Source organism: Paracoccus sp. (in: a-proteobacteria) (assembly GCF_030538695.1).
Classification (GTDB): domain Bacteria; phylum Pseudomonadota; class Alphaproteobacteria; order Rhodobacterales; family Rhodobacteraceae; genus Paracoccus.
The window spans coordinates 16272-42175 of sequence record NZ_JAUNTN010000015.1 but is presented as its reverse complement, the minus strand read 5'-3'; the positions used below and the strand labels follow the sequence as shown (position 1 = coordinate 42175).

The window sequence follows — 25904 nt, the reverse complement described above, 5'->3', positions numbered from 1 at the left end:
ACTTAGTCCCCCAGCAGATCGGTTTTCGTCACCAGCACCGGGTCCAGCCCTTCCATGCGCGTGACCTTGGCATCAGACACAAGTTTCTGAATTGCAGCCTCGACCCGCTCACGGCGGATCTGCATGTCAAGCTGTTCACGCACGGCCTCCAGCTCGGGGCGGGCCTGATCGCGCTGACCTTCCAGCTTGATGATATGCCAGCCGAATTGCGATTGAACCGGGTCGGAGATCTGCCCCTCGGCCATCTCTTTCACAGCATCGCTGAACGGCTGCACCATACGATCCAGCGTGAACCAGCCCAAATCGCCGCCATTCACCCCGGCAGGATCGGTGGATTTTTCCCGCGCCACCTGCGCGAAATCAGTGCCGCCGTCCAGCTCGGCCTTGACGGCCTCGGCCGCGTCCTCGGTCTCCAGCAGGATATGGGCGGCGTGGTATTCCTTGACCGGCTCGGCCGCGGGATCAAAGGTGGTGTTATAGGCGGCGGTGATTTCTTCCTCGGTCGGCGCGGGTTCAGCGACTTTTTCCAGCGCGCGGGACGAATAATAGGCCCGCTGATCCAGCGCCATTGCGGCAATATCGCGCGGGGTCGGGTTCTGCGCCCCGGCCTGCGCAACAGATGCCTGACGCACCGCCTGATCCAGCAGCAGATCCCACACCGCCTGATCCGGCATCTGTTCCAGCATCTGCGCAGGCACACCCTGTTTCATCAGCAGGATCTGACCCAGCGTAATATCCTCGCCATTAACGGTCGCCACCACCGTATCAGCGGTTTCATCAGCCGCCAGCGCCGGCATGGCCAGCACAGCCGTCAGGGCAAAAACGGAAAGAGCAGATCTAAGCATCATGGCCTCGGGGTTCGGTGCCGCGCTTTCGGGGCGCAAGCGTTGACAGACTGGCAGGCGGCGCATACATCCGGCAACAACCGGAAAGGCGCTTCCGCCCTTTTATTCGGGCCTTTGATAGGCAAGGCGGAGGGTTCGGGCAAGTGTCCGCAACACGCCTTCACCCAAACGCGACTGCCTGCTTAGGATGCCTTGATGCTCGGACTTGGAAAATTGGCGAAAAAGGTCTTTGGGACGCCCAATGACCGCAAAATCAAAAGCGCCCGCCCGCTGGTGGCGCAGATCAACGCGCTGGAGGCAGATATTCAGCCGCTGAGCGACGCCCAACTGGTCGAGAAAACCCGCGAATTGCAGGCCCGCGCCCAAGACGGCGAAAGCCTTGACGCGCTGCTGCCCGAAGCCTTTGCCATCTGCCGCGAGGGTGCGCGCCGGGCGCTTGGCCTGCGGGCCTTTGACACGCAGCTTATGGGCGGGATTTTCCTGCATCAAGGCAACATTGCCGAGATGAAAACCGGCGAGGGCAAGACCCTTGTTGCCACTTTCCCTGCCTATCTGAACGCACTGGCGGGCAAGGGGGTGCATGTCGTTACCGTCAACGATTATCTGGCGAAACGTGACGCCGAATGGATGGGCAAGGTGTTCCGCCACCTTGGCATGACCACCGGCGTTGTCTATCCGCAGCAGCCCGACGACGAAAAGCGCGCCGCCTATGCCGCTGATGTGACCTATGCCACGAATAACGAGCTTGGCTTTGACTATCTGCGCGACAACATGAAGGCGACGCTGGAAGATATGGTCCAGCGCGATCACTTCTTCGCTATCGTCGATGAGGTGGACAGCATCCTGATCGACGAGGCCCGCACCCCGCTGATTATTTCCGGCCCCTCGCAGGACCGTTCCGAGCTGTATCGCACGCTGGACGCCTTCATGCCGGAGTTGCAGCCAGAGCATTACAAGATCGACGAAAAGACCCGCAACGCCACCTTTACCGAGGAAGGGAATGAGTTCCTCGAACAGCGGTTGACGCAGGCAGGCGTGCTGCCCGAGGGGCAGACGCTCTATGATCCCGAAAGCACCACCATCGTTCACCATGTCACGCAGGCGCTGCGGGCGCATACGCTGTATCACCGTGACCAGCAGTATATCGTGCGCGACGGCGAAATCGTCCTGATCGACGAGTTCACCGGCCGGATGATGTCAGGCCGCCGCCTGTCCGACGGGCTGCATCAGGCGATCGAGGCAAAAGAGGGCGTCGAGATTCAGCCCGAAAACGTGACGCTGGCCAGCGTGACGTTCCAGAACTACTTCCGCCTTTACGACAAACTGTCCGGCATGACCGGCACCGCCGCCACCGAAGCCGACGAATTTGCCGAAATCTACAAGCTGGGCGTGGTCGAGGTTCCGACCAACCGCCCCATTCAGCGCGTGGACGAACACGACCGCGTGTATCGCACCGGCACCGAGAAATATCAGGCCGTGATCGAGGCGATTCAGGAAGCACATGCCAAGGGCCAGCCGATCCTTGTCGGCACCACCAGCATCGAAAAATCCGAAATGCTGTCGCAGATGCTGACGCAGGCGGGGATTGCTCATAACGTGCTGAACGCCCGCCAGCACGAGCAGGAAGCCTATATCGTGGCCGAGGCAGGCAAGCTGGGTGCCGTTACCATCGCCACCAATATGGCCGGCCGCGGCACCGATATTCAGCTTGGCGGCAATGTCGAAATCAAGGTCATGCAGGCGCTTGACGCCGACCCCGAGGCCAACCCCGACACCCTGCGCGAGCGGATCGAGGCCGAACATGCCGGCGATAAACAGGCGGTTCTGGACGCGGGCGGCCTGTTCGTTCTGGCCACCGAACGCCACGAAAGCCGCCGCATCGACAACCAGTTGCGCGGTCGCTCGGGCCGTCAGGGCGATCCGGGGCGGTCGCTGTTCTTCCTGTCGCTGGAAGACGATCTGATGCGGATTTTCGGCTCGGAACGTCTGGAGGCGGTGCTGTCCCGCCTTGGGATGAAAGAGGGCGAGGCCATCGTTCACCCCTGGGTCAACAAATCACTGGAACGCGCACAGGCCAAGGTCGAGGGGCGCAACTTTGACATCCGCAAGCAGTTGCTCAAGTTCGACGACGTGATGAATGACCAGCGCAAGGCAATCTTCAGCCAGCGCCGCGAGATCATGGAATCCGACGAGGTGGCCGAGGTCGCCCGCGACATGCGCCTGCAAGTGATTGATGATCTGGTCGATGACTTCATGCCGCCGAAAACCTATGCCGAACAATGGGATATGCAGGGGATGCATAAAGCCGTGATGGAGCGGCTGAACATGAACCTGCCGCTGGCCGACTGGGCCGCCGAAGATGGCGTCGATCAGGATGCCATGCGCGAACGGCTGGAGCAGGCCACCGATGGCTATATGAATGAAAAGGCGGAACAATTCGGCGCCGAAAACATGCACCAGATCGAAAAGCAGGTGCTGTTGCAGATGATCGACAGCAAATGGCGCGATCACCTGATCACGCTGGAGCATCTGCGCTCTGTCGTCGGCTTCCGCGGCTATGCCCAGCGCGACCCGTTGTCAGAATACAAGACCGAAGGCTTCCAGCTTTTTGAAACCATGCTGGACGGTCTGCGCAGCGACGTGACCCAGCGACTCGCGCAAATCCGCCCGCTGACTGATGCGGAACGCGAACAGATGCTGGCCCAATACCGGACGCAGCAAGAGGCCGCCGTTTCGACCTCACACGCCGAACATGAGGATACCGAAGGCGGTCCCGTCACCGCCCGCGCCCCCGGTTTCGACGAAAACGATCCCGAAACCTGGGGCAGCCCGTCGCGCAACGACCCCTGCCCCTGCGGCTCGGGCGAAAAGTTCAAACACTGCCACGGGCGGTTGAGCTGATCTTGCGGGGGCTTCGGCCCCCGTTTCCATTTGAGGCAACCGATGATCCAAGGGCTGACCTGCCCCGCTGAACAGCAAAGACAATTTCCCCACCCCGTCAATCTTCTGGCCCAAAACCGCGCCAGAACGGTTCGCGGATCCCCCCCGGCACACGTCCAAAACCAATACCGGATTTCCAACGGCAAAGCCGTCCCCCTCAGACGCCAGCCGAACATCCCCTGAAACTGCACGACTGGCCATAATCGCCCAAAGACGGGGCTTTATGCAGCAACTTGCAATGATGAAGGCAATGATCGGGAACAGTAGCCCCTATCCGCGCCGCAGCGCATCAGGCTGGCCACTGTCTGGACGCAGAGCCACCCCGCTTTCTTCTTCACTTAAATATCCCGGGGTCCGGGGCAGCGCCCCGGAAAGCGTCGCGGCGGCCTTCAGCTATCCGCCTGCAACATATAGCCCGCCCCGCGCACGGTTTGCAGAAAGCGCGGCTCTCGCGGGTCGGCCTCGATCTTGCGGCGCAGGCGGGTGATCTGCACGTCGATGGCGCGTTCGGACTGGTCGCCCTCATCCGATGGGCTGCGGCCAAGGTCTTCGATCAAGTCGGCGCGGCTGACGGGTTCCCCCGGCGTTTCGGCCAGACGTTTCAGCAGCGCGGCCTCGGTGCTGGTCAGGCGGATCAGGCTGTCACCCTGCCACAATTCCCCCTTGGCCAGATCATAGCGCATCGGGCCAAGGCCCAGAAACTTCGGCCCCGCAGGTTCAGCCTGAGGCACACGGCGCAGGATGGCGGCAATGCGCAGCAGCAGCTCTCGCGGTTCAAACGGCTTAGGCAGGTAATCATCGGCGCCGCTTTCCAGCCCCTCGATGCGGTCGCCGGTCTCGCCCCGCGCCGTCAGCAGCAGAATCGGTGTGTCGATCTTGCGGCGCAGATCGCGGGTCAGGCTGAATCCATCCTCGCCCGGCATCATCACATCCAGCACGATCAGGTCAAAGGCCAACCCCGACAACAGCCGCCGGGCCTGCGCCGCATCGCGGGCCGTCGTGACCATATAACCGCTGCGCATCAGGAAACGGCGCAGCAGGCTGCGGATACCCTCGTCATCGTCAACAATCAGGATGTGGCTGTCGGGTTCGTCCATGTCAGGCATCCTCGGGCATGTCCTTCATCGCCTGATACTGCCGCAGGGTCTGCGCGTCCATCATCGCCTCCAGCACCTGCCGGAAACCCGCCACGGCCTGCGGTCCGGCGCTGCGATAGGCGGCACGCATCCGCGCGCGCTGCGCCTCGGACAGACGACGCTCCAGCGCCTCGCCTTCGGAGGTCAGACGCAGCTCACGCTCGCGCCGGTCGCGGCGACCGATACGGCTGTCCACCAGCCCGTCCTCGATCAGCGTGCGCAGCACCCGGTTCAGCGATTGCTTGGTCACGCCCAGCACATCCAGCAGCGCGGTCACGGTCAGCCCCGGTTCACGCTGGATGAAATGCAGCGCCCGGTGATGGGCGCGGCCATAGTCCATCTCCTGCAAAATCGCATCCGGGTCAGCAGTAAAGGCGCGATATGCAAAGAACATCGCCTCGATCCCGCGGCGAAGCTGGTCATCGGTCAGAAACAGCAGCGTCTCACCCGAGGGTGGCGTGATCCGGGCAGGGTCGGCCATGCGCGGTCCTTTCTGTTGGTCGCACCTTATTAGGACAGAGGCGTTGACTTTCCAAGAATGAATTGTTAGCCGGGACCAGATATTGCGCAATTTTATGCGCAATTATATGGCTAAAACGAAATTATCGCAAAGAGAATGAGCATGATCGGCACCTATGACGACCGCGACGGCAAGATCTGGATGGATGGCAAGCTGGTGGAATGGCGCGATGCCAAGGTGCATATCCTGACCCATGCGCTGCATTATGCCAGTTCGGTGTTCGAGGGCGAACGCTGCTATTCCGGCAAGATCTTCAAAAGCCACGAACATTCCCTGCGCCTGATCGAATCCGCGCGTTTGCTGGATATGCAATCGCCCTATAGCGCCGAGGAAATCGACGCCGCCAAGGATGCGGTTCTGGCCGCCAACGGGCTGCGCGACGCCTATGTGCGCCCGGTGATGTGGCGCGGCTCCGGCCCTGATATGGGCGTGTCAGCGGCCCGCAACCCGGTGCATCTGGCCATCGCCGTGTGGGAATGGGGAGCTTATTACGGCGATGCGAAATGGCAGGGTGCAAAACTGGACATCGCCAAGTGGTGCCGCCCCGACCCGCGCACCATCCCCACGGCGGCCAAGGCGGCGGGACTGTATATGATCTGCACCATGTCCAAACACGCGGCCGAGGCCAAGGGCTGCTCCGACGCGCTGTTCATGGATTGGGAAGGCTATGTGGCCGAAGCCACCGGCGCGAACGTGTTTTTCGTCAAGGATGGCGAGGTCCATACCCCCGACGCCGATCGCTTCCTGAACGGTATCACCCGTCAGACCGTCATCGCCATGCTGCGCGACCGTGGCGTGACCGTCCATGAACGCCGCATCAAACCCGAAGAAATGGCCGGTTTCGAAGAATGTTTTCTGACCGGCACGGCAGCAGAGGTGACACCTGTTGCCGAAATCGGGGATTACCGCTTTACTGTCGGGCAAGTGACCCGTGACATTGCCGAGGCTTACGAAGCATTGGTGCGCAGTTAAGACGCGATGAAAGCCCCGACCTCAGAGCAGTGCCTCAGATCAGCGGCAGCGAGGTCAGAAACTTTGCTCGGGGCGGACAGGCAACCACTTGCGGCCGCCCCGCAGGGACGAATCGCGCCGTGCGCGGCGACCAGCTATAGCTGCGCATCTCTGCGCCATTCTGGACAAACAAAACCCCGTGGGGATTGTCAGGAACCGCAGTATAAAAGGCAAACCCCCGCAGATCAGCCAATGACGATACCGGGCCTGCTCCTGATATAGCCAGACAATAAGGCTGTCCTTTGCTGATGGATTTCGCGGAACCGGCAATCACGCCAAGGATCGCCAGCACCAGCATCACAACCCGTCGCAAACGCCCCAGCATCAGGATGCCGGCCCCCGCAGCACAGCACAACATGACACCATGCACGAAAACCAACCATGATCCCGAGAGCAACAGGCTGATAACGCAGGCTATCAGCCCGACCACCCCCACAATCAGGGCCAGCGTAACAGCCAGCCTGTCAACCAGTCGCCATGTGGTGAAATACGCCGTTATTGCGGCACAAAGCGGCAAAAAGGGTGCAATAAGGACAAAGAAAACGCTGGCTCCAAGGATATACCCAAGCCATCCCGGCTCGATCCGCCAAGCATCAGGCAAAAGCAGCGCAGGGCCAAGATTGGCATAACCAAGCGCAACAAGACTTGCCAGAAACACCCGTCGCATGATCCGCCCGCAGGCAGCGCCCCGCCTTACGCCAGCTTCACCCCATTGGCCGCCGCCAGAACCGCGTGCAGCGCCACCGGGTCGGTGTTTGCCCGCAGCTTGTCGCGCAACGCCGCATCGCGCAGGTTACGCGAAACCAGCGCCAGCGCCTTCAGATGCTCGACCCCGCCCTTGTTCGGAGCCAGCAGGCCGAACACCAGATCGACGGGCTGGCGGTCCACCGCGTCGAAATCCAGCGGTTTTTCCAGCCGGATAAACAGGCCCACGACCTTATCCAGCCCATGCAGCCGCGCATGAGGCAGCGCCACCCCATGCCCCACGCCGGTCGGCCCAAGGCTTTCACGTTCCTGCAACGCATCAAGCGTCGCAGCAATAGGCAGGCTGTATTGAGCCTGCGCCATCTCGGCCAGTTCCTGCAACAGACGCTTTTTGCTGTTGACGTTGTTCAGGCTGCGCACTGATCCGGGGCTTAGAATATCGCTGATCTGCATTGCCTTTGGCCATCCCTATACCACGGCCAGATGCCTGACCGTGGCTTTTTCAGGCCGCATGGCGACCTATTTACTGTTGCGGGGGTCAATCCAGCCAATATTGCCATCATCGCGACGGTGAACGACGTTGACGCCCCCATGTTTCTCGTTACGGAACACCAGCAGGGGCGCACCTGCCAGCTCCATCTGCATCACCGCATCACCGACCGACAGGGTTGGCACCCGGCTTTCCATCTCTGCGATGATGATGGGCTGAAGGTCGCCATCCTGCGATTCCCACTCATCTTCATCAGCGGGCAGCACATACATGCCCGCCGCCGCATATTCAACCGGGCCTGTCCGGTCCTTGTTGTGATCCTTCAGCCGGCGCTTATAGCGGCGCAACTGCTTGTCCATCTTTTCGCGGCAAGCCTCGAAAGCGGCGTAAATCTCGGTTGCCTGCCCGGTGGCCTGCACATTCAGGCCGGTGGACAGATGCACGGTCGCCTCGCATTGGAATTGATGCGCATTGCGGGAAAAGATCACCGTGGCATCGGTCGGACGCTGCGAATATTTGCCCAGCGTCTCGCCAAGCTGTTCCTTGACATGGGTTGACAGGGCATCGCCCACATCAATCTGTTTTCCGCTGATCTGATAGCGCATCGCAAGTCCTTTCGGTTGCCCGACTGGCCCGCGCGCCGCACCGGCACGGCGGGCCGGTCAGGTGGTTTCAGAGACGGTCAAATACCCGCCTCATATAGATATTTGGTGACAACCGGCGGGCGAAGTCAACCGGATTGCGGTCAATTCATGCTAAAGCTGTCGCCCAGGTAAACTTCGCGTACGCGGGGGTCCGCGATGATTTCCTGCGTGGTGCCGGATTTGATCAGGTGGCCGTCATGCAGGATATAGGCGCGGTCCACGATCCCAAGGGTTTCGCGCACGTTATGGTCGGTAATCAGCACCCCGATACCGCGCTGTTTCAAGTCATGGACCAGCCCCCGGATCTCGGCCACGGCGATGGGGTCCACGCCCGCAAAAGGTTCATCCAGCAGCAGATATTTCGGGTCCGAGGCCAGACAGCGGGCAATTTCCGCCCGCCGCCGCTCGCCACCCGACAAAGCCATGGCCGGGGCATTGCGCAGATGCGCAATCGAGAAATCACCCAACAATTCTTCCAGCCGGTCCTGACGGTTGCGATGGCCCTTATGCGCGACCTGCAAAATGGCCATGATGTTCTGTTCGACCGTCAGCCCCCGGAAAATAGACATTTCCTGCGGAAGATAACCGATACCAAGCTGCGCACGGCGATACATCGGCAGGCGCGTCGCGTCCTGCCCGTCGATGCTGACCCGCCCTGCATCGGCCTGCACCAGCCCGGCGATACCGTAAAAGCAGGTCGTCTTACCCGAACCATTCGGCCCCAGCAGGGCCACGACCTCGCCACGTTTCAGGTCCATGGACACATCGCGGATCACCGGGCGGTTGCGATAGGATTTGCGCATCGCCCGGACAGAAAGACCTTGCGGCAAGACGGCTTCTTCGGTCATGGGCGGGTCGGCTCCAGCACGGATTGCACGCGGCCATCGACCTGCGCGGTGCCTGCACCAAGGTCGATCACCATGCGGTTGCCGGTCAGCACATTCGGCCCTTGCGACAGAATCACATTGCCGGTCAGCACCACGGTTCCGGCGTCCACATCATAAACGGCCTCGGCAGCCTCGGCGGCGTCAGGGCCGCTGACCAGCGTCACCCCACCGCTGGCGTGCAGCGACTGGATACGGCTGCGGTCGCCTTGTGCATAGGTCACGCTGACCCGGCTGGCACCAAGGCGCATATCCCCCTGCCCGATCACCACATTGCCGCTGAACACCGCGCTGCCGCCGGTCTGATCCACCTGCAAACTGTCGGCGGTCATCTGCACCGGGGCTTTGGTGTCGGCCTGCATCGCGCCAAATCCGGTGGTTTGCGCCAATGCGGGCGCGGCAAGCAGGGCAAAAGCGGTCAGGCTGGCGCGGAACATGGGAACCTCTATGACGGGATCAGGGCTGGTATAGCAGACGCACGCCGCCGGTAAAATCCAGAAGCGTATGACCATCGGTATTGCGTGACAGGCGCATCGCTCCGGCCTCGATCGCGCCAAGCGGTGCCTGCCCGGCAATCCCATCCGGCGCATCCAGCGTGGAACGGTCGGTGGTGCCCTCCAGCCGTGGGGCCTGCACCTGCCAGCCGTCCGAGGTGGACAGCCGCACACCGCCATCCAGCACCAGCCGGTCGCCGTCCAGACTGCCGGTCAGGGCGCGGGCCTGCGCCTCACGCCCGTCGGGGCTGAGCCAGTTCAGCGAAACCTGATCCGCGGCCGCCCCCTCGCCGGTCTGGCTGACCGAGGCGGCACGGAAGGTCAGTTGCGTGCCGTCGTCAGCCACGCCGGAATAGGCGGGGGCGGTAATGCCGGGACCATCGCCACGCAACTCTCCCTCGACATAGGGAATCGCCGCATCCGGGTCGGCCTTGCGCGACAACAGGAACAGCGTGGACAGAATCGCCAGTGCCGCCAGTGGCAGCGCGACCCGCAGGATCGCCACCACCTTGCTGCGCAACGGGATGCTGGCGCGCGGGTCCATCAGAGCATCCCGGCCCGCAGGCAGTCATGGATGTGCAGGATACCGGCAGGCTTGCCGTTTTCCTCGACGAACAGGCAGGTAATCTTGCGGTCCTGCATCTGCGCCAGCGCGGCCTCGGCCAGTTGATCGGGCTGAATGGTGCGCGGGTTGCGGGTCATCACATCCGCCGCGCGCCGATCCAGCAGCCCATCCATATGCCGCCGCAAATCGCCGTCGGTGATAATCCCGGTCAGCCGGCCATCGGCATCGGTCACGCCGGTGACACCAAAGCCCTTCTGGCTGATGGTCAGTAGGGCCTCGGTCATCGGTGTGTCCTCGGCCACCAGCGGCAGATCGTCGCGGTGCATCAGATCACCCACGCTTGCCAAAAGCGCACCCAGCTTGCCGCCGGGGTGGAAGGTGCGGAAATGTTCGGGGGTGAAATGCCGATGCTCCATCAGCGCCACGGCCAGCGCATCGCCCAGCGCCAGCGTCATCGTGGTCGAGGTGGTCGGCACAATGCCCGTCCCGCAAGCCTCGGGCGCGGGCGGCAACAACAGCGCCACATCCGACTGTCGCAGCAAGGTCGAGCCGTCACGCGACGCCACCCCGATCAGCGGGATCGAAAATCGTCGCGTATGGGCAATCATATCCGCCAGTTCGGGCGTTTCGCCGCTGTTGGACAGCATCAGCACCACATCGGATTGCGTGACCATGCCAAGATCGCCGTGGCTGGCCTCGGCCGGGTGGACGAATTGCGCGGGCGTGCCGGTGCTGGCAAGCGTCGCCGCCAGCTTGCGCCCGATATGGCCGGATTTGCCCATGCCGGACACGATCACCCGCCCCTTGGCCGCCAGAACCATCTGAACGGCACGGTCGAAACTGTCACCAAGGCTGTCAGCCAGCAGGGCCAACCCTTCGGCTTCGGTGCGGATCACGCGGCGGGCGGTGTCGAGATAAGCGGTCATGGTCAGAACCTAGTGACGAAAGATGTCGGTTTCATCCCCCCAGCCCATCAAATCCAGATGCGCACGGGCGGGCAGAAAATCAAAACAGGCCTTCGCCAGACCGGCGCGGCCCTCACGTTCCAGCCGGGCCTCCAGCACGTCTTTCAGCTTATGCAGATACAGAACATCGCTGGCCGCATATTCAAGCTGCGCATCGGTCAGATCCTCGGCACCCCAGTCGCTTGTCTGCTGCTGCTTGGAAATATCCACCCCGACCAGTTCCGACAACAGGTATTTCAGCCCGTGCCGGTCGGTAAAGGTGCGCACCATCTTGGACGCGATCTTGGTGCACCAGACCGGGGCCGTCACCGCGCCAAAGGCACTTTCCAGCGCGGCAATATCGAACCGGGCGAAATGGAACAGCTTGACCACATTCGGATCAGTCAGCAGCCGCACCAGATTGGGCGCATGGGTCTGACCACGGGCGATCTGCACCAAATGCGCCTCGCCGTCGCCCCCCGACAGTTGCACAAGGCACAAACGGTCGCGGCGCGGGTCAAGGCCCATCGTCTCGGTATCAATCGCCACGACGGACCCAAGGTCCAGCCCGTCTGGCAAATCGTTCTGATAAAGGTGAATCGTCATGGATGGCCCCGAAATCTGCGTTTATGCGGCGAATAAATCACCATCACGGTATTTTCCAGCCCATCACGCAGGATTGCACTTCACGGGAACGAATCCGGCAGTATTTTCGTTGCCCATCAAAATGCTGCCACATTTCTAAGGAATCACCATGTTCAATCGCCTGACGATGATCCCCGCCGCGCTGACCCTTGCCGCCCTTGCGGCCTGCGGCCCGACGCCCGCACAGCGCGTTGCCGATGAAACCCCCGCCGGGCTGGAAGGCCTGTGGCGGATCGAAAGCATCGGCGGCATCAAGACCGAAAACCCGATGTCCACCTATATGCGCTTCAACGGGCTGGTGATGGAGGCCAACCTGGGCTGCAACACCTTTACCGCACCCTTCTCGATGGATGGCAACGTCATCACCATCGGTTCGCCCTCGGGCATCGTACAAAGCTGCGGTGGTACTGCGGGCAAGCAGGAAACCAACGGCCTGAACCTGATGAAATATTCCATGGGCATGGTCGCACAGACGCAGCACAGCGTCGTGATGTCCGGCCCCGCCGGTCAGTCCTTCCTGATCCAGCGCACGGAAATGCCTGCCGCACGCCGTTAAGCGCCGCTTCGAAACGACAAACCCCGGCCTTGCGCCGGGGTTTTTCACGGCCATAGGCGCGGCTTAACGAACCGTCGCAAGCACCTCGGGCGTGATTGTCAGGCTGTTGCCGCGCTGCCACCTTGCATCGACCCGCAGCAAGGACTGACCATCCGGGCCAAGCGCCATAAAGCTGACATGCTGCGCCGCGCCCTCACGGCGGCTTTCCGGCGGCTGAAACGCAACCCCGGCCTTGCGCAGCAGCGTATCGACCAGCGCCAGCCGCACCTCAGACAAGGCATCAAGCCGCGGCTGATGCAGCATCGCCAACAATCCGGCCAAAGCACGAGGGTCGCTGTCCTCATGCGCGCAGGCATCCAGCACCCGCAGCCCCATATCGCCGGAATCAACCAGCGCCCAACCCTCGGGCAATTGCACGACAAGCTGCGCGGCCGTGGGGCCTTTCACCCGCATGTCCAGCGCATCGACCAGCCCGCAGGCCAACCCCGGAATCTGCACCGGCGACAGTTGCAATGCCTGCGCCGGGACACCTGTCAGCGCCGCAATCTGGGCCTGCGCCGCCTGATCCGGGGTTTCGGCCTGTATCGCACCATTCATCGTCACACCCATCACCAGCCCTATCAATCCAGCCCGCATCATTGCACCCTGTCAGCCATTGTCGAGATTATTCGGATCATCCGAAAAGGCCGGAACTGGCGCAGGTGCCGGGCCACGATTGTTGAAGTTGTGAAAGTCGTTCACATCCTCAAAACTTGCCGTCGCCGGGTCCAGCCCCATCAGTTGCGCCATAAACGCAACGATCTGCTTTTGATCCTCGCTGCCCTCATCCCGAAACGCCTTGCCAATATTCCCATAGCTGCCGGTTTCGCTGGCGGTCAGATAGCTGGCCCGGTCATAGGCATCACGGGCGCTTGGCGGATGGCCGTTTTCCGCCTGATAACCCACATACCAAGCCCGGTATTCGTCCATGAAATAGCCATAGGACTGTTCGTTCCCGCCGGGGGTGATGGTATGGTTGATCTCATGCGCAAGCGTGTTTGACACGACATGAACAGCATCACCATCCGAAGGATCGATCTTATCCGGTCCGGCAGGCACAAGATCGCTGTTCAGCTCGATATAGGGCTTTCGCCACCACAGCAGCCCCTTTTCACCCGCCTGACCGTATGTCACCGACCCTTTCGGCGCGTCGATACTGGTCCAGCCGACATCGACATCATCACTCGACAGGATACGATCAATCGTGTTGCGCCGGGTCTGATTGTCACCGGGGGTCGTGTCACTGACGTTAAAGGCCACCATCTTGGCCGAACGCTGTTTGTCCTCAAAGGATTGCTCGCGGAACCATTCGCGTTCACCAAGGCGGCCAAGATCACGGATAACATCCGCTTCGGGATAGTTCTGCACCTGCTCCAGCAAGGCAACACGCGAATCGGCAGCACCATGGCCAACGCTGGTGCGCGTAAAAGCATCTGTCTCCAGCAGATCTTCATAGGCGGCCAACGCATCGGGCTTGTCGGCAAGATTGGTGCGAATCTGCGTGTCCAGCTCTTGCTCGCGCGGGGTGCTGAGCGGTTCTTCGCGCGGCAGGCCGCCGATGATCCCGCCGTTATACGGCTGGCGCTCTGACGCATCCGGTGCCGGGGTTGGCTTTTGCGGCAATGCGGCAAGTGCCCTCGCCCCCATCGCCAGCCCACCCGCCTGCGGCCGAACAACCGCAATATCATGGCGCAACGCCCCGACAGCCAAAGCCTTCATAGCAGCCTCTCCATCCCTACCCAAACGGATACAGGCAAAGGCTAGGCGCGGCATATGACAGTTCCATGACCGCGCAAGACAAGCGGCAAGAACCCGCCACCAAACGGAAACCTGCGGGGTAACTTACTGAAAAATCAGAAAACAAAGCCCGGAAAGCAACGAAGCCGCTGCGGTTGCAGCGGCTTCTTGAAGCGTTGGTGCCCAGGAGAAGACTCGAACTTCCACGCCTTGCGGCACACGGACCTGAACCGTGCGCGTCTACCAATTCCGCCACCTGGGCCGGTCGCGTGAGGGGGGCTTCTAAAGGTGTTATCGGGGGCCGTCAACAGGTTTTTCGAAAAAACTTTCATAAAATGCGAAACAGTTTGTCATGCCCGGTTTCAGCCCTGATGCTTGCCCGCGAAGGCCCGCCGCGCTATCACGCGAAAGAACAAGGCGGCGGGGCCGCTGATGGCTTGGATTTGCGGAGAAAACGCGATGTCGAAACTTGTCACCATCTATGGCGGTTCTGGTTTTCTTGGCCGGCAGATCACCCGGATCATGGCCGCAAACGGCTGGCGGGTCCGTGTCGCCGTGCGCCGCCCCGATGAGGCGCTGTTTCTGAAAACCGCAGGCGCGGTTGGTCAGGTGGTGCCGGTGCTGTGCAATATCCGCGACGATCTGTCGGTGCGCGCCGCCATGGCCGGGGCCGATGCGGTCATTAACTGCGTGGGCCTGCTGGTGCGCGAGGGCAAGAACACATTTGACGGCGCGCATGTTCAGGGCGCAGGCCGTGTGGCGCGGATTGCCGCAGAAACCGGCGTGGCGCAGATGGTGCATGTCTCGGCCATTGGCGCCGATGCCGAATCCATCAGCAACTATGCCCGTACCAAGGCCGAGGGCGAGGCCGAGGTCCTGAAACACCGCCCCGACGCGGTGATTTTGCGACCTTCGGTGATGTTCGGTCAGGGCGACAGTTTCCTGAACAAGTTTGCCGCACTCAGCCGCTTGGGTCCGGTCATGGCGATCACCGGCGGCAAGACCCGCCTGCAACCCGTCTGGGTCGAGGATGTGGCGCAGGCCGCCGCCAAGGCCGCCGAAGGGCAGGCCGCGGCTGGTATTTATGAGCTTGGCGGCCCCGATGTGCTGACCCTGCGCGACGTCGTGGGCCAGGTGCTGAAAACCGTGGACCGCCGCCGTCTGGTCATCAACCTGCCCTTTGCCATGGGCGAATTCGTGGGCTTCGGCTTTGACGCCGTACAATTCCTGACCGGCGGGCTGGTGACGAACCGGATGCTGACCGTGGATCAGGTGCGCAGCCTGCGCACGGACAATGTGGTGGCTGATTCAGGCGTGAAAACCTTTGCCGATCTGGACATCACCCCCAGCTCTACCGCGCTGATCCTCCCGGAATACCTGTGGCGCTTCCGTCCTTCCGGCCAATATGAGACGATCAAGGCTTCGGCCAAGAACCTGCGGCACCCGCAATAATGGAACACAGCACGATTGTCGCCGCGATCCTCGGGCTGCTTGAGGGGCTGACCGAGTTCATCCCGGTTTCGTCAACAGGGCATATCCTGCTGGCCGGGCATTTCCTTGGCTTTGATTCGCCCGGTCGCGCGTTCGAGGTGCTGATTCAGCTTGGCGCAATTCTGGCGATTTTGGGTGTCTATGCCGGGCGGCTGTGGCAGATTTTCAGCACCGCGCCGCATGACGCCCGTAACCGGCGCTTTATTCTGGCGATCCTGCTGGCGTTCCTGCCGGCCGTGGTGATCGGCGTTCTGGCGCATGGGTTCATCAAGGACGTGCTGTTCGAAACCCCGATGCTGATTGCTGTCATGCTGATTGCTGGCGGTGTGATCCTGCTGTTCGTGGACCGCATGGCGCAAAACCCACGCTATCACGAGGCCGAGGACTTTCCCCTGCCCGTCGCCTTTGCCGTGGGCGTGATCCAGTGCCTTGCCATGATCCCCGGCGTATCGCGGTCGGGTTCAACCATCGTCGGCGCGCTGCTGATGGGGGCCAGCAAACGCGCCGCGGCAGAGTTCAGCTTTTTCCTGTCCATGCCGACCATGGCCGGGGCCTTTGCCTATGATCTTTACAAGAATCAGGACATGCTGACCGGGGCGGCACTTGGCAATGTCATCATCGGCTTTGTCTGCGCCTTTCTGGCGGCGGTCGTGGTGGTGCGCTGGCTGCTGGGCTACGTCTCGCATCACGGCTATGCGCTGTTCGCATGGTGGCGAATCATTGTCGGCAGCGTGGCGTTACTGGCGCTTTGGGTGGGTGCGTAAGTAATGCTGACCTAATTTGCGCGCCGAAAGATCGTTTTTTCAGCGCCGCGCGCACAAATCTTGCATTTAGGTCAGCATAGCTGCCTTTTTATCGCTTTTCCCTTGCGCTATCGCAGCCTTGACCAGAAACAAGGATGCGCAGCCATGGCCACGCAAAAGATGCTGAAATTCGTCTCGGTCGGGCGTCAGATGCCCGAAAAACGCGCGGCCTCTGACCGCACCGAGGATTTCCATGAGATCTACCGCGAATTCGCCGCCGAAAAGGCTGCCGAACAGGCCAGCCGATGCAGCCAATGCGGCGTGCCTTATTGCCAATCGCATTGCCCGCTGCACAACAACATCCCAGACTGGCTGCGCCTGACCGCCGAAGGCCGTCTGGCCGAGGCCTATGCCCGGTCGCAGGAAACCAACACCTTTCCCGAAATCTGCGGCCGCATCTGCCCGCAGGACCGACTGTGCGAAGGCAATTGCGTGATCGAACAATCAGGCCATGGCACCGTCACCATCGGCGCGATCGAGAAATACATCACCGATACCGCATGGGAAAACGGCTGGGTCAAGCCCGCCACCATCACCGAGGAGCGCAGCGAATCCATCGGGATTATCGGTGCAGGTCCGGGCGGGCTGGCCGCTGCCGACCGGCTACGGCGCATGGGCTTTCAGGTCACGGTTTACGACCGCCACGACCGCGCGGGCGGGCTGATGATTTATGGCATCCCCGGTTTCAAGCTGGAAAAAGAGGTGGTCGAGCGCCGCAACCGCCTGCTGGAAGATTCCGGCGTCGAATTCGTCCTGAACGCCAATGTGGGCGAGGATATTTCCTTTGACGCCATTCGCGGCAAGCATGACGCGGTGCTGATTGCAACCGGCGTTTACAAGACCCGCGATCTGGATATCGACAATGCGGCGGCGCAAGGCGTCGTGCGGGCGCTGGATTATCTGACCGCCAGCAACCGCGTGGACCTTGGCGACGAAATCCCCGATTTCGAGGACGGAGAGCTGAACGCCGCCGGCAAGCGCGTGGTGGTGATCGGCGGCGGCGACACCGCGATGGATTGCGTCCGCACCGCCATCCGTCAGGGTGCGGTCTCGGTCAAATGCCTGTATCGCCGCGACCGCGCCAACATGCCCGGCTCGCAGCGCGAAGTGCAGAACGCCGAGGAAGAAGGCGTCGATTTCGTGTGGCTGTCCGCGCCGGGGGCCTTTAGCGGCCATGTCACCGGCGAGGCTGCACAGGCGCAGGAAGCCGACGTGGCGGGCGGCGAACAGCCGCAGATTGCCTCGGTCCGGGTCCAGAAAATGCGCCTTGGCAAGCCCGATGTCACCGGCCGCCAGTCGCCGGAGCTGATCGAGGGCGCGGATTACGACGAACCCGCCGATCTGGTCATCAAGGCGCTGGGTTTTGAACCCGAGGATCTGCCGAAACTGTGGGGCGTGGACGGGCTGGAAGTCACGCGCTGGGGGACGATCAAGGCCGATTTCGGCACCCATATGACCAGCCTGCCCGGCGTTTTCGCGGTAGGCGACATCGTGCGCGGGGCCAGCCTTGTGGTGTGGGCGATCCGCGACGGGCGCGAGGCCGCTGACCAGATCAACCAATGGCTGTCGGGTGCCGAACGGATTGCAGCGGAATAAGCGATGCGCCCCTTCATCCTGATCGCCGCCCTGCTGGCGGCCCCAGCCACGGCACAGACCTTCTCGCCACCCGAGGGCTGCACGTTGCAGGTCACGGTGCAAAACCACGGCTGCACCGTCGAACAGCATCTGATCTGCGCAAACGACCAGCCCGGCGATATGCGCACGGTCATTTATGGCGCCGACGGTGCCACCTATATCTCGCGCATTGACCGTGAAACCCGCTGGCTGGAAAGCTATTCCCCGGTCAGCGGCATCAGCGAAGTGCTGGTCGAGGGCGGCCCGGTGGACGCCTCGTTCAGCCGTCTGGCCCAAACCGGGCGCGACGATTTCGACTTCTGGACCCGGATCGAGGGTGGCGGGCTGCTGAACCATGTGGGCCATGACGAGCTGAGCGGCGAAACCGCCACCATCGACGGCGTGGTGCTGGACCGCACCCGATTTCACCTGACGACCAGCGATCAGGACGGCAACCTGCTGATGACCCGCGAAGGCGAACAGTTCATCAGCCGCGAACATGGCCGCTTTTACGCCGGAACCGAAACCATCACCGACGCCGAGGGTAATGTCGAAACCTTTGACGGCACACCGGCGCGGTTCGATTTCCCCGGCGACCGCGGCTTTGGCAGCATCACCCCCGAATATAACTGCGGGATGCAGATGGTGCGCTTTGAAACTTACGGCCTTGGGCTGATTTATGAAAAGGGTCTCTGACGATGGATCAGAACATGCAAGCGACTGACTGGCTGGAACAGGAAGAAGCCCGCCGCAACTGGATGGCCGAAAACAGCCTTTACCGCGCGGATGATGAACATTCGTCCTGCGGCGTGGGCTTTGTGGTCAGCATCGACGGCAAAGCCAGCCGTCAGGTGGTGCAGAACGGCATCGACGCGCTGAAGGCGATCTGGCATCGCGGCGCGGTGGATGCGGATGGCAAAACCGGCGATGGCGCGGGGATTCACGTCCAGATCCCGGTGCCGTTCTTTTACGACCAGATCCGCCGCACCGGCCATGAACCCGATCAGGACAAGCTGATTGCCGTGGGTCAGGTGTTCCTGCCCCGGACCAATTTCGCGCAGCAGGAAACCTGCCGGACCATCGTCGAAACCGAAGTCATCCGGATGGGCCATTATATCTATGGCTGGCGGCATGTGCCGGTGAACACCGCCGTGCTTGGCGAAAAGGCCAATGCGACCCGCCCGGAAATTGAACAAATCCTGATCCGCAACGAAAAAGGCATCGACGCCGAAGCCTTCGAGCGCGAATTGTATATCATTCGCCGCCGCATCGAACGCGCGGCCATCGCAGCGCAGATCAACGGGTTGTATTTCGCCTCGCTGTCCTGCCGCTCGATCATCTACAAGGGCATGATGCTGGCCGAGCAGGTGGCCGAGTTCTATCCCGACCTGAAAGACGCGCGTTTCGAATCTGCCTTTGCGATTTACCACCAGCGTTATTCGACCAACACCTTCCCGCAATGGTGGCTGGCGCAGCCGTTCCGTATGCTGGCCCATAACGGCGAGATCAACACGCTGAAAGGCAACCTGAACTGGATGCGCAGCCATGAAATCCGCATGGCCTCCAGCGCGTTCGGGGAATGGGCCGAGGACATCAAGCCGATCGTTCCGGCAGGTTCATCCGACAGCGCCGCGCTGGATGCGGTGTTCGAGGTGATGGTGCGTTCGGGCCGCTCGGCACCGATGACCAAGACGATGCTGGTTCCCGAAGCCTGGTCCAAGGCGACCACCGACATGCCAAAAGCATGGGCGGATATGTATGCCTATTGCAACGCCGTGATGGAGCCGTGGGACGGCCCTGCCGCGCTGGCAATGACCGATGGCCGCTGGGTCTGCGGCGGTCTGGACCGCAACGGTTTGCGCCCGATGCGCTATGTGGTAACGGGGGATAACCTGCTGATCGCCGGGTCCGAGGTCGGCATGGTGCCGACCGACGAGGCCAGCGTACGCGAGAAAGGCGCGCTGGGTCCGGGTCAGATGATCGCCGTCGATATGCGCGACGGGCGCATGTATCACGACACGGAAATCAAGGACCGTCTGGCCGCCAGCCAGCCTTTCGGGGAATGGATCGAAAAGGTCGTCCAGCCGTCCGCAGGGATGGCCCGCCTGCCGGAAACCGCCAGTTTCACCGGAGATGAGTTGCGCCGCCGCCAGATCGCAGCGGGCTACACCATCGAAGAAATCGAAAGCGTGCTGGCCCCCATGGCCGAGGATGGCAAGGAATCGCTGGCCTCGATGGGTGACGACACCCCCGCCGCGGTACTGTCCAAGCAATACCGCCCGCTGGCGCATTTCTTCCGCCAGAACTTTTCGCAGGTCACGAACCCGCCCATCGACAGCTTGCGCGAAACGCGGGTGATGAGCCTCAAGACCCGGTTCGGCAACCTGAAAAACGTGCTGGACGAAAGCAGCAGCCAGACCGAAATCACCCAGTTGGAAAGCCCGTTCCTTGCGAATGGCGAGTTTGCCGAACTGCTGCGGATGTTTGCGGGCAGCGTGACGCAGATCGACTGCACCTTTGCCGATGGCGCGGGGCAAGAGGCGCTGGCCGAAGGGCTGGCCCGCATCCGCGCCGAGGCCGAGGACGCCGTGCGTTCCGGCGCGGGCCATATCGTGCTGAGCGATGAAAAGCAGGGACCGGACCGCATCGGGATGCCGATGATTCTGGCGACCAGCGCAGTACATAGCTGGCTGGTGCGCAAGGGGTTGCGGACCTTCTGTTCGATCAACGTGCGGTCGGCGGAATGTATCGACCCGCATTATTTCGCCGTGCTGATCGGCTGTGGCGCGACCACGGTCAACGCCTATCTGGCGCAGGACAGCCTGGCCGAACGGATCGAACGCGGGTTGCTGGACAGCAACCTGACCGATGCAATGAACCGCTATCGCGAGGCGATTGACGGCGGCTTGCTGAAAATCATGGCCAAGATGGGGATTTCGGTCATCTCGTCCTATCGCGGCGGGCTGAATTTCGAGGCCGTGGGCCTGTCGCGCGCCATGGTGGCGGAATATTTCCCCGGTATGCACAGCCGCATTTCCGGCATCGGTCTTCACGGGTTGCAAGCCAAGCTGGAGGAAATCCACCAGAAGGGGTTCCACAGCGACAGCGCCGATCTGCTGCCAGTGGGCGGTTTCTACAAAATGCGCCGCTCGGGCGAGAAACACGCGTGGGAGGCGAACACCATGCGCCTGCTGCAACTGGCCTGCGAGCGCGCGTCTTATGATGTGTGGAAACAATTCTCCGCCGCGATGCGGGCGAACCCGCCGATCCACATCCGCGACCTGCTGGACATCAAGCCGCTGGGCAAGCCGGTGCCGATCGAGGAAGTGGAAAGCATCACCTCGATCCGCAAGCGCTTCGTGACGCCGGGGATGAGCCTTGGCGCGCTGTCGCCCGAGGCGCATATGACGCTGAACATCGCCATGAACCGCATCGGCGCGAAATCCGACAGCGGCGAGGGTGGCGAAGACCCGGCGCACAGCCATCCGCTGCCCAATGGCGACAACCCCTGCGCCAAGATCAAGCAGGTGGCGTCGGGGCGGTTCGGGGTCACGGCGGAATATCTGAACGCCTGCGAGGAACTGGAAATCAAGGTTGCGCAGGGTGCCAAGCCCGGCGAGGGCGGGCAGTTGCCGGGCATGAAGGTCACGTCGCTGATCGCACGGCTGCGGCACTCGACGCCGGGCGTGACGCTGATTTCGCCGCCGCCGCACCACGACATCTATTCGATCGAGGATCTGGCGCAGCTCATCTATGACCTGAAACAGATCAACCCGCGCGCCAAGATCACCGTGAAGCTGGTCGCCGGTTCCGGCGTCGGCACCATCGCGGCCGGCGTGGCCAAGGCCAAGGCCGACATCATCCTGATTTCCGGCCATAACGGCGGCACCGGGGCCTCGCCTGCGACCTCGATCAAATTTGCGGGCCTGCCGTGGGAAATGGGCCTGACCGAAGCGCATCAGGTGCTGGCGATGAACCGCCTGCGCGAGCGTATCACCCTGCGCACCGATGGCGGGCTGCGCACCGGGCGCGACATCGTGATGGCGGCAATGATGGGGGCCGAGGAATACGGCATCGGCACCGCCGCGCTGATCGCCATGGGCTGCATCATGGTACGCCAGTGTCAGTCGAACACCTGCCCCGTGGGCGTCTGCACGCAGGACGAAAAGCTGCGCGCGGTGTTCAACGGCACCCCGGATAAGGTCGTGAACCTGATCACCTTTTACGCGCAAGAAGTCCGCGAGATCCTTGCCAGCATCGGCGCACGGTCCTTGGACGAGGTGATCGGACGTGCCGATCTGCTGACTCAGGTCAGCCGTGGCGCGGCGCATCTGGACGATCTGGACCTGAACCCGCTGCTGATTACCGTCGATGGCTGGGACAAGATCGTTTACGACCGCTCCAAGCCGCGCAATGCGGTGATGGACACGCTGGACGCGGAAATCATCCGCGACGCCGAACGCTTCTTTACCGACGGGGAAAAGATGCAACTGTCCTATGCCGTGCGCAACACGGAACGGACCGTCGGCACCCGCACCTCCAGCCTGATCGTGCAGACCTTCGGGATGCGCAACAAGCTGCAACGCGACCATCTGACGGTGAAACTGACCGGCAGCGCGGGGCAGTCGCTGGGGGCCTTTGCCGCGCCGGGGCTGAAGATCGAGGTTTCGGGCGATGCCAACGACTATGTGGGCAAGGGCCTGTCGGGCGGCACGATCGTGGTGCGCCCGCCAATGATCTCGCCGCTGGAAGCCGCTGATAACGTCATCATCGGCAACACCGTGCTTTACGGCGCAACCGACGGCTATCTGTTCGCCGCAGGCCGCGCGGGCGAGCGTTTCGCCGTCCGCAACAGCGGCGCAAAGGTGGTGATCGAAGGCTGCGGCACCAACGGCTGCGAATATATGACCGGCGGTGTGGCGGTCATCCTTGGCCGGATCGGCGCGAACTTTGGCGCGGGTATGACCGGCGGCATGGCCTATCTTTACGACCCCGAGGGCGTGGCGGGCGATTACATCAACATGGAATCGCTGGCCACTTGCCCGGTCACGGTCGCGCATTGGGAAAACCAGTTGCACGACCTGATTCAGACCCATGCCCGCGAAACCGGCAGCCGCCGGGCGCAGGACATCCTTGCCAAATGGGACGAGGAAAAGGCCAACTTCCTGCAAATCTGCCCGCGTGAAATGCTGCGCCACCTGCCGCATCCTCTGGCGGAAACCGGCGATCTGGCGGCGATCCCGGCAGAGTAAGGCCCGTTAAATGCGGTCAGCGACCTGACCATAAACCGGGCGGTGCAGCGATGCGCCGCCCGGTTTGCACATCGCCGCCTGCGGAACCGGGCCATCTGGAAAGCGTTGTCCAAGGGATTGCACCCGTCAAAGAGGTTCCCATGCGTTTCCCCCTGATCCTGACCGCCGCCCTGCTGGCCACCCCGGCCCTTGCCGCAGATGAACTGGCCGCGCTGAACTATTCCTGCGACGACAACAAGGTGCTGCGGGCGGTCTATGTGAATACCGCGACCGGCAATTCCTATGCCATCATTCAGGACATGGGTGAAATGATCCCGATGCGGCTTGTCACCTCGGCTTCCGGCGCGCGTTATGAGGCGATCAGCACGGACTACAGCTATCAGCTGGACAGCAAAGGCATGGAAGCGACTGTTCATGCCACGACTGACGGGCAAGAACAGGTCGTTTACGCCAATTGCACCGCAGAATAGGCGGAACCAAACAAGACAATGCACGTTGACAACCACCTAGCTCATGGAGAACCCTGATGTCTGATCTGCTTGTGATGGCCTTTGACGATGAGGCGACGGGCTTTGCCCTGCGCACCGAACTGGTCAAGCTGCAAAAGGAATACCTGATCCAGCTTGAGGATGCGGTCGTCGTGACCCGCCCGACCGCCGATGATATACAACTGCATCAGGCGATGAACCTGACCGCTGCCGGGGCGATTGGTGGGGGCTTTTGGGGCACGCTGGTCGGGCTGATCTTTCTGAACCCGCTGGTCGGTGCCGCCGTGGGCGCTGCCTCGGGGGCGCTGGCCGGGCGGCTGTCGGATTTCGGCATCAACGACGATTTCATGCGCGAGCTTGGCCAAAAGGTCACGCCGGGCGGCTCGGCCGTGTTTGTGCTGGTGCGCGAGATGACCGCCGATAAAGTGCTGGAAAAGCTGCGCGAGCAAGGCTACCACGGCCGCATCATCCAGACCTCGCTGTCCAATGCCGACGAGGAAAAGCTGCGCGAGGCCATTGCCGGGCGCGGTCAGGCGCAGATCGACGAGCAAAGCGCCTGAAAGGCTTGACCAAAGGGCGCGGGGGTGACACTTCCCGTCCATGGTCAGGACAAAGCCAGACAGCAAAACCGGAACCCTCCGCCTGCGGGGGGGTATTTTGCGTCCGGCGTTTTGGCTGCTTGGCTGGCTGCGCTGGCTGGCGTGGCGCGGTTTGCTGGTGATGCTGGCGCTGGTGGCATTTTACGCGCTGATGAACCCGCCAACGACATGGACCATCCTGACCGAGACCCGCGAACATCCCGGCGTGGGTCGCAAATGGACCCGCGCCGATGCCATCGCCCCGGTCATGCTGCGATCAGTGGTTGCCGCCGAGGATGCCAATTTCTGCAACCACTGGGGCTTTGACATGGCGGAAATCCGCAAGGTCGTGGCCTCTGGGTCCAGCGGCGGAGCCTCGACCCTGACCCAGCAGGTCGCCAAGAACGTCTATCTGTGGCAGGGCCGCAGTTGGCCCCGAAAGGCGCTGGAAACACTTTATACGCCGATGATCGAGGCGCTGTGGTCCAAGCGCCGCGTGGTCGAGGTTTACCTGAACGTGGCCGAGTTCGGCCCCGGCGTCTTCGGTGTCGAGGCCGCCGCGCGGCATTATTTCAATACCACCCCCGACAAGCTGACCGCCCGTCAGGCCGCACGGCTGGCCGCCGTTTTGCCTGCCCCCAAAACGCGCGACCCGCGCAGCGATGCGATGGGCCGCCGCGCCGCACGGATCATGGACGGGGCCGCCACCATCGCCCGCGATGGCCGCTCTGCCTGTTTCCAGTAGCGGTTGAAACCCTGCTCCGCGCCGCGTATCACCCCGCCAACCAACCCGGAAGATACGCCATGAGCCAGGTCACGCGCCTTTATCACCTGCCCCTGTCCCCATTTTGCCGCAAGGTGCGGCTGGTGCTGGCCGAAAAGAAGATCGAGGTCGAACTGGTCGAGGACCGCTATTGGGAAGCCGGGTCCGAGCTTTTGCGCCGCAACCCCGCCGGGCGGCTGCCGGTGCTGCGCCATGACGGGCGGCTGATGGCCGAAAGTCAGGCGATCTGCGAATATCTCGACGAGACCGTGCCGACCCCGCCACTGATCCCCGACAATCCTGCCGACCGTTACGAGATGCGCCGCCTCTGCGCATGGTTCGACGACAAGTTCAACACCGAGGTCACGGTGCCGGTCCTGACCGAACGGGTCTGGAAGAAAATCCGCAAGCAGGGCTATCCCGACAGCCGCGCGGTCAAGGACGGACTGCGGGCGATCAAGGATCACATCGACTATCTGACGCACCTGCTGGAACATCGCCGCTGGCTGGCGGGGCCGGTGATGACGCTGGCCGATTTCACCGCTGCGGCGCATTTCTCCTGTCTGGATTATATCTCGGACGTGGATTGGGACCGCAGCGAATCGCTGCGTGTGTGGTATTCCGCGATCAAGTCGCGCCCGGCCTTCCGCAATATTCTGGCCGATCAGGTCGCGGGGATTGCGCCCGCCCGACATTATGCCGAACTGGACTTCTGATCCTGCGGAACCGGGGGTTTCACCCCGTCGCCGGCTGGAGCTTG

25 protein-coding genes and 1 tRNA gene are annotated in these 25904 nt (G+C 62.2%); 12 read left to right on the top strand and 14 right to left on the bottom strand.

What is annotated here, in order from left to right:
• Positions 1-2: 2 nt before the first annotated feature.
• A complete protein-coding gene (locus Q4G24_RS09895; RefSeq protein WP_303366364.1) occupies positions 3-848 on the bottom strand; it encodes a peptidylprolyl isomerase in 846 nt (281 codons plus the stop codon).
• A gap of 192 nt (positions 849-1040) precedes the next feature.
• On the opposite strand from Q4G24_RS09895, the gene secA reads away from it, so the two are divergent.
• Entirely contained in the window at positions 1041-3746 is a 2706-nt protein-coding gene (gene secA, locus Q4G24_RS09890) for a preprotein translocase subunit SecA (protein WP_303366363.1), read from the top strand.
• 428 nt (positions 3747-4174) lie between these two features.
• Here secA and Q4G24_RS09885 read toward each other — a convergent pair whose 3' ends face one another.
• Together Q4G24_RS09885 and Q4G24_RS09880 are read right to left on the bottom strand one after the other, a co-directional pair.
• Entirely contained in the window at positions 4175-4882 is a 708-nt protein-coding gene (locus Q4G24_RS09885) for a response regulator (RefSeq protein WP_303366362.1), read from the bottom strand.
• Position 4883: 1 nt separating this feature from the next.
• Positions 4884-5402 carry a MarR family winged helix-turn-helix transcriptional regulator gene (locus Q4G24_RS09880; protein WP_303366361.1) on the bottom strand — a complete coding sequence of 173 codons (519 nt, stop codon included), beginning with the start codon at positions 5400-5402 and terminating at the stop codon, positions 4884-4886.
• 141 nt (positions 5403-5543) lie between these two features.
• Here Q4G24_RS09880 and Q4G24_RS09875 point away from each other — a divergent pair, with 141 nt between their 5' ends.
• A complete protein-coding gene (locus Q4G24_RS09875; protein WP_303366360.1) occupies positions 5544-6413 on the top strand; it encodes a branched-chain amino acid aminotransferase in 870 nt (289 codons plus the stop codon).
• Between the two features lie 34 nt (positions 6414-6447).
• Here Q4G24_RS09875 and Q4G24_RS09870 read toward each other — a convergent pair whose 3' ends face one another.
• The 8 genes from Q4G24_RS09870 to Q4G24_RS09835 form a co-directional block, all read right to left on the bottom strand.
• Positions 6448-7119, bottom strand: a complete 672-nt coding sequence (locus tag Q4G24_RS09870) for a hypothetical protein (RefSeq protein ID WP_303366359.1) — start codon at positions 7117-7119, stop codon at positions 6448-6450.
• Positions 7120-7145: 26 nt separating this feature from the next.
• Entirely contained in the window at positions 7146-7610 is a 465-nt protein-coding gene (locus Q4G24_RS09865; RefSeq protein ID WP_303366358.1) for a PTS sugar transporter subunit IIA, read from the bottom strand.
• 66 nt (positions 7611-7676) lie between these two features.
• Positions 7677-8252, bottom strand: coding sequence for a ribosome-associated translation inhibitor RaiA (raiA, locus tag Q4G24_RS09860; RefSeq protein ID WP_303366357.1), 576 nt, complete (start codon positions 8250-8252; stop codon positions 7677-7679).
• 140 nt (positions 8253-8392) lie between these two features.
• On the bottom strand, positions 8393-9139 hold the full coding sequence (gene lptB / locus Q4G24_RS09855; RefSeq protein ID WP_303366356.1) for an LPS export ABC transporter ATP-binding protein: 747 nt from the start codon (positions 9137-9139) through the stop codon (positions 8393-8395).
• Positions 9136-9612: a lipopolysaccharide transport periplasmic protein LptA gene (gene lptA / locus Q4G24_RS09850; RefSeq protein ID WP_303366355.1), complete on the bottom strand. Its 477-nt coding sequence runs from the start codon at positions 9610-9612 to the stop codon at positions 9136-9138. The genes lptB and lptA overlap by 4 nt, the downstream gene beginning before the upstream one ends.
• Positions 9613-9631: 19 nt before the next feature.
• Positions 9632-10213: a hypothetical protein gene (locus Q4G24_RS09845; protein WP_303366354.1), complete on the bottom strand. Its 582-nt coding sequence runs from the start codon at positions 10211-10213 to the stop codon at positions 9632-9634.
• Entirely contained in the window at positions 10213-11160 is a 948-nt protein-coding gene (locus Q4G24_RS09840) for an SIS domain-containing protein (protein WP_303366353.1), read from the bottom strand. The genes Q4G24_RS09845 and Q4G24_RS09840 overlap by 1 nt, the downstream gene beginning before the upstream one ends.
• A gap of 9 nt (positions 11161-11169) precedes the next feature.
• Entirely contained in the window at positions 11170-11784 is a 615-nt protein-coding gene (locus Q4G24_RS09835; protein ID WP_303366352.1) for a ribonuclease D, read from the bottom strand.
• Between the two features lie 148 nt (positions 11785-11932).
• On the opposite strand from Q4G24_RS09835, the gene Q4G24_RS09830 reads away from it, so the two are divergent.
• On the top strand, positions 11933-12379 hold the full coding sequence (locus tag Q4G24_RS09830; RefSeq protein ID WP_303366351.1) for an META domain-containing protein: 447 nt from the start codon (positions 11933-11935) through the stop codon (positions 12377-12379).
• Positions 12380-12442: 63 nt separating this feature from the next.
• Here Q4G24_RS09830 and Q4G24_RS09825 read toward each other — a convergent pair whose 3' ends face one another.
• The 3 genes from Q4G24_RS09825 to Q4G24_RS09815 form a co-directional block, all read right to left on the bottom strand.
• Positions 12443-13015 carry a hypothetical protein gene (locus tag Q4G24_RS09825; protein ID WP_303366350.1) on the bottom strand — a complete coding sequence of 191 codons (573 nt, stop codon included), beginning with the start codon at positions 13013-13015 and terminating at the stop codon, positions 12443-12445.
• A gap of 12 nt (positions 13016-13027) precedes the next feature.
• Positions 13028-14137, bottom strand: coding sequence for a hypothetical protein (locus tag Q4G24_RS09820; RefSeq protein WP_303366349.1), 1110 nt, complete (start codon positions 14135-14137; stop codon positions 13028-13030).
• 195 nt (positions 14138-14332) lie between these two features.
• Positions 14333-14417, bottom strand: a tRNA-Leu gene (locus tag Q4G24_RS09815).
• Positions 14418-14614: 197 nt separating this feature from the next.
• Here Q4G24_RS09815 and Q4G24_RS09810 point away from each other — a divergent pair.
• The 9 genes from Q4G24_RS09810 (at position 14615) to Q4G24_RS09770 (ending at position 25860) form a co-directional block, all read left to right on the top strand.
• Positions 14615-15607, top strand: a complete 993-nt coding sequence (locus tag Q4G24_RS09810) for a complex I NDUFA9 subunit family protein (protein ID WP_303366348.1) — start codon at positions 14615-14617, stop codon at positions 15605-15607.
• Positions 15604-16410, top strand: a complete 807-nt coding sequence (locus Q4G24_RS09805) for an undecaprenyl-diphosphate phosphatase (protein ID WP_303366422.1) — start codon at positions 15604-15606, stop codon at positions 16408-16410. Before Q4G24_RS09810 ends, Q4G24_RS09805 begins: the two co-directional genes overlap by 4 nt.
• Before the next feature lie 144 nt (positions 16411-16554).
• Positions 16555-18045: an NAD(P)-dependent oxidoreductase gene (locus tag Q4G24_RS09800; protein ID WP_303366347.1), complete on the top strand. Its 1491-nt coding sequence runs from the start codon at positions 16555-16557 to the stop codon at positions 18043-18045.
• Between the two features lie 3 nt (positions 18046-18048).
• Entirely contained in the window at positions 18049-18759 is a 711-nt protein-coding gene (locus Q4G24_RS09795; protein ID WP_303366346.1) for a hypothetical protein, read from the top strand.
• 2 nt (positions 18760-18761) lie between these two features.
• Positions 18762-23315: a glutamate synthase large subunit gene (gene gltB / locus Q4G24_RS09790; RefSeq protein ID WP_303366345.1), complete on the top strand. Its 4554-nt coding sequence runs from the start codon at positions 18762-18764 to the stop codon at positions 23313-23315.
• Positions 23316-23455: 140 nt separating this feature from the next.
• Entirely contained in the window at positions 23456-23785 is a 330-nt protein-coding gene (locus tag Q4G24_RS09785) for an MliC family protein (RefSeq protein ID WP_303366344.1), read from the top strand.
• 56 nt (positions 23786-23841) lie between these two features.
• The gene (locus Q4G24_RS09780) at positions 23842-24363 is read left to right on the top strand and encodes a DUF1269 domain-containing protein (RefSeq protein WP_303366343.1); all 522 of its coding nucleotides are present in this window, start codon (positions 23842-23844) and stop codon (positions 24361-24363) included.
• 160 nt (positions 24364-24523) lie between these two features.
• Complete coding sequence (gene mtgA / locus Q4G24_RS09775; RefSeq protein WP_303366421.1) at positions 24524-25126, top strand: monofunctional biosynthetic peptidoglycan transglycosylase; 603 nt, start codon at positions 24524-24526, stop codon at positions 25124-25126.
• Between the two features lie 59 nt (positions 25127-25185).
• Positions 25186-25860, top strand: coding sequence for a glutathione S-transferase family protein (locus Q4G24_RS09770; RefSeq protein ID WP_303366342.1), 675 nt, complete (start codon positions 25186-25188; stop codon positions 25858-25860).
• The last annotated feature ends 44 nt before the right edge of the window (positions 25861-25904 follow it).

Excerpts from the sequence above, each read along its gene's own strand:
- Q4G24_RS09895 (WP_303366364.1), bottom strand. The coding sequence starts at position 848 with ATGATGCTTAGATCTGCTCTTTCCGTTTTTGCCCTGACGGCTGTGCTG.
- secA (WP_303366363.1), top strand. The coding sequence starts at position 1,041 with ATGCTCGGACTTGGAAAATTGGCGAAAAAGGTCTTTGGGACGCCCAAT.
- Q4G24_RS09885 (WP_303366362.1), bottom strand. The coding sequence starts at position 4,882 with ATGGACGAACCCGACAGCCACATCCTGATTGTTGACGATGACGAGGGT.
- Q4G24_RS09880 (WP_303366361.1), bottom strand. The coding sequence starts at position 5,402 with ATGGCCGACCCTGCCCGGATCACGCCACCCTCGGGTGAGACGCTGCTG.
- Q4G24_RS09875 (WP_303366360.1), top strand. The coding sequence starts at position 5,544 with ATGATCGGCACCTATGACGACCGCGACGGCAAGATCTGGATGGATGGC.
- Q4G24_RS09870 (WP_303366359.1), bottom strand. The coding sequence starts at position 7,119 with ATGCGACGGGTGTTTCTGGCAAGTCTTGTTGCGCTTGGTTATGCCAAT.
- Q4G24_RS09865 (WP_303366358.1), bottom strand. The coding sequence starts at position 7,610 with ATGCAGATCAGCGATATTCTAAGCCCCGGATCAGTGCGCAGCCTGAAC.
- raiA (WP_303366357.1), bottom strand. The coding sequence starts at position 8,252 with ATGCGCTATCAGATCAGCGGAAAACAGATTGATGTGGGCGATGCCCTG.
- lptB (WP_303366356.1), bottom strand. The coding sequence starts at position 9,139 with ATGACCGAAGAAGCCGTCTTGCCGCAAGGTCTTTCTGTCCGGGCGATG.
- lptA (WP_303366355.1), bottom strand. The coding sequence starts at position 9,612 with ATGTTCCGCGCCAGCCTGACCGCTTTTGCCCTGCTTGCCGCGCCCGCA.
- Q4G24_RS09845 (WP_303366354.1), bottom strand. The coding sequence starts at position 10,213 with ATGGACCCGCGCGCCAGCATCCCGTTGCGCAGCAAGGTGGTGGCGATC.
- Q4G24_RS09840 (WP_303366353.1), bottom strand. The coding sequence starts at position 11,160 with ATGACCGCTTATCTCGACACCGCCCGCCGCGTGATCCGCACCGAAGCC.
- Q4G24_RS09835 (WP_303366352.1), bottom strand. The coding sequence starts at position 11,784 with ATGACGATTCACCTTTATCAGAACGATTTGCCAGACGGGCTGGACCTT.
- Q4G24_RS09830 (WP_303366351.1), top strand. The coding sequence starts at position 11,933 with ATGTTCAATCGCCTGACGATGATCCCCGCCGCGCTGACCCTTGCCGCC.
- Q4G24_RS09825 (WP_303366350.1), bottom strand. The coding sequence starts at position 13,015 with ATGCGGGCTGGATTGATAGGGCTGGTGATGGGTGTGACGATGAATGGT.
- Q4G24_RS09820 (WP_303366349.1), bottom strand. The coding sequence starts at position 14,137 with ATGAAGGCTTTGGCTGTCGGGGCGTTGCGCCATGATATTGCGGTTGTT.
- Q4G24_RS09810 (WP_303366348.1), top strand. The coding sequence starts at position 14,615 with ATGTCGAAACTTGTCACCATCTATGGCGGTTCTGGTTTTCTTGGCCGG.
- Q4G24_RS09800 (WP_303366347.1), top strand. The coding sequence starts at position 16,555 with ATGGCCACGCAAAAGATGCTGAAATTCGTCTCGGTCGGGCGTCAGATG.
- Q4G24_RS09795 (WP_303366346.1), top strand. The coding sequence starts at position 18,049 with ATGCGCCCCTTCATCCTGATCGCCGCCCTGCTGGCGGCCCCAGCCACG.
- gltB (WP_303366345.1), top strand. The coding sequence starts at position 18,762 with ATGGATCAGAACATGCAAGCGACTGACTGGCTGGAACAGGAAGAAGCC.
- Q4G24_RS09785 (WP_303366344.1), top strand. The coding sequence starts at position 23,456 with ATGCGTTTCCCCCTGATCCTGACCGCCGCCCTGCTGGCCACCCCGGCC.
- Q4G24_RS09780 (WP_303366343.1), top strand. The coding sequence starts at position 23,842 with ATGTCTGATCTGCTTGTGATGGCCTTTGACGATGAGGCGACGGGCTTT.
- mtgA (WP_303366421.1), top strand. The coding sequence starts at position 24,524 with ATGCTGGCGCTGGTGGCATTTTACGCGCTGATGAACCCGCCAACGACA.
- Q4G24_RS09770 (WP_303366342.1), top strand. The coding sequence starts at position 25,186 with ATGAGCCAGGTCACGCGCCTTTATCACCTGCCCCTGTCCCCATTTTGC.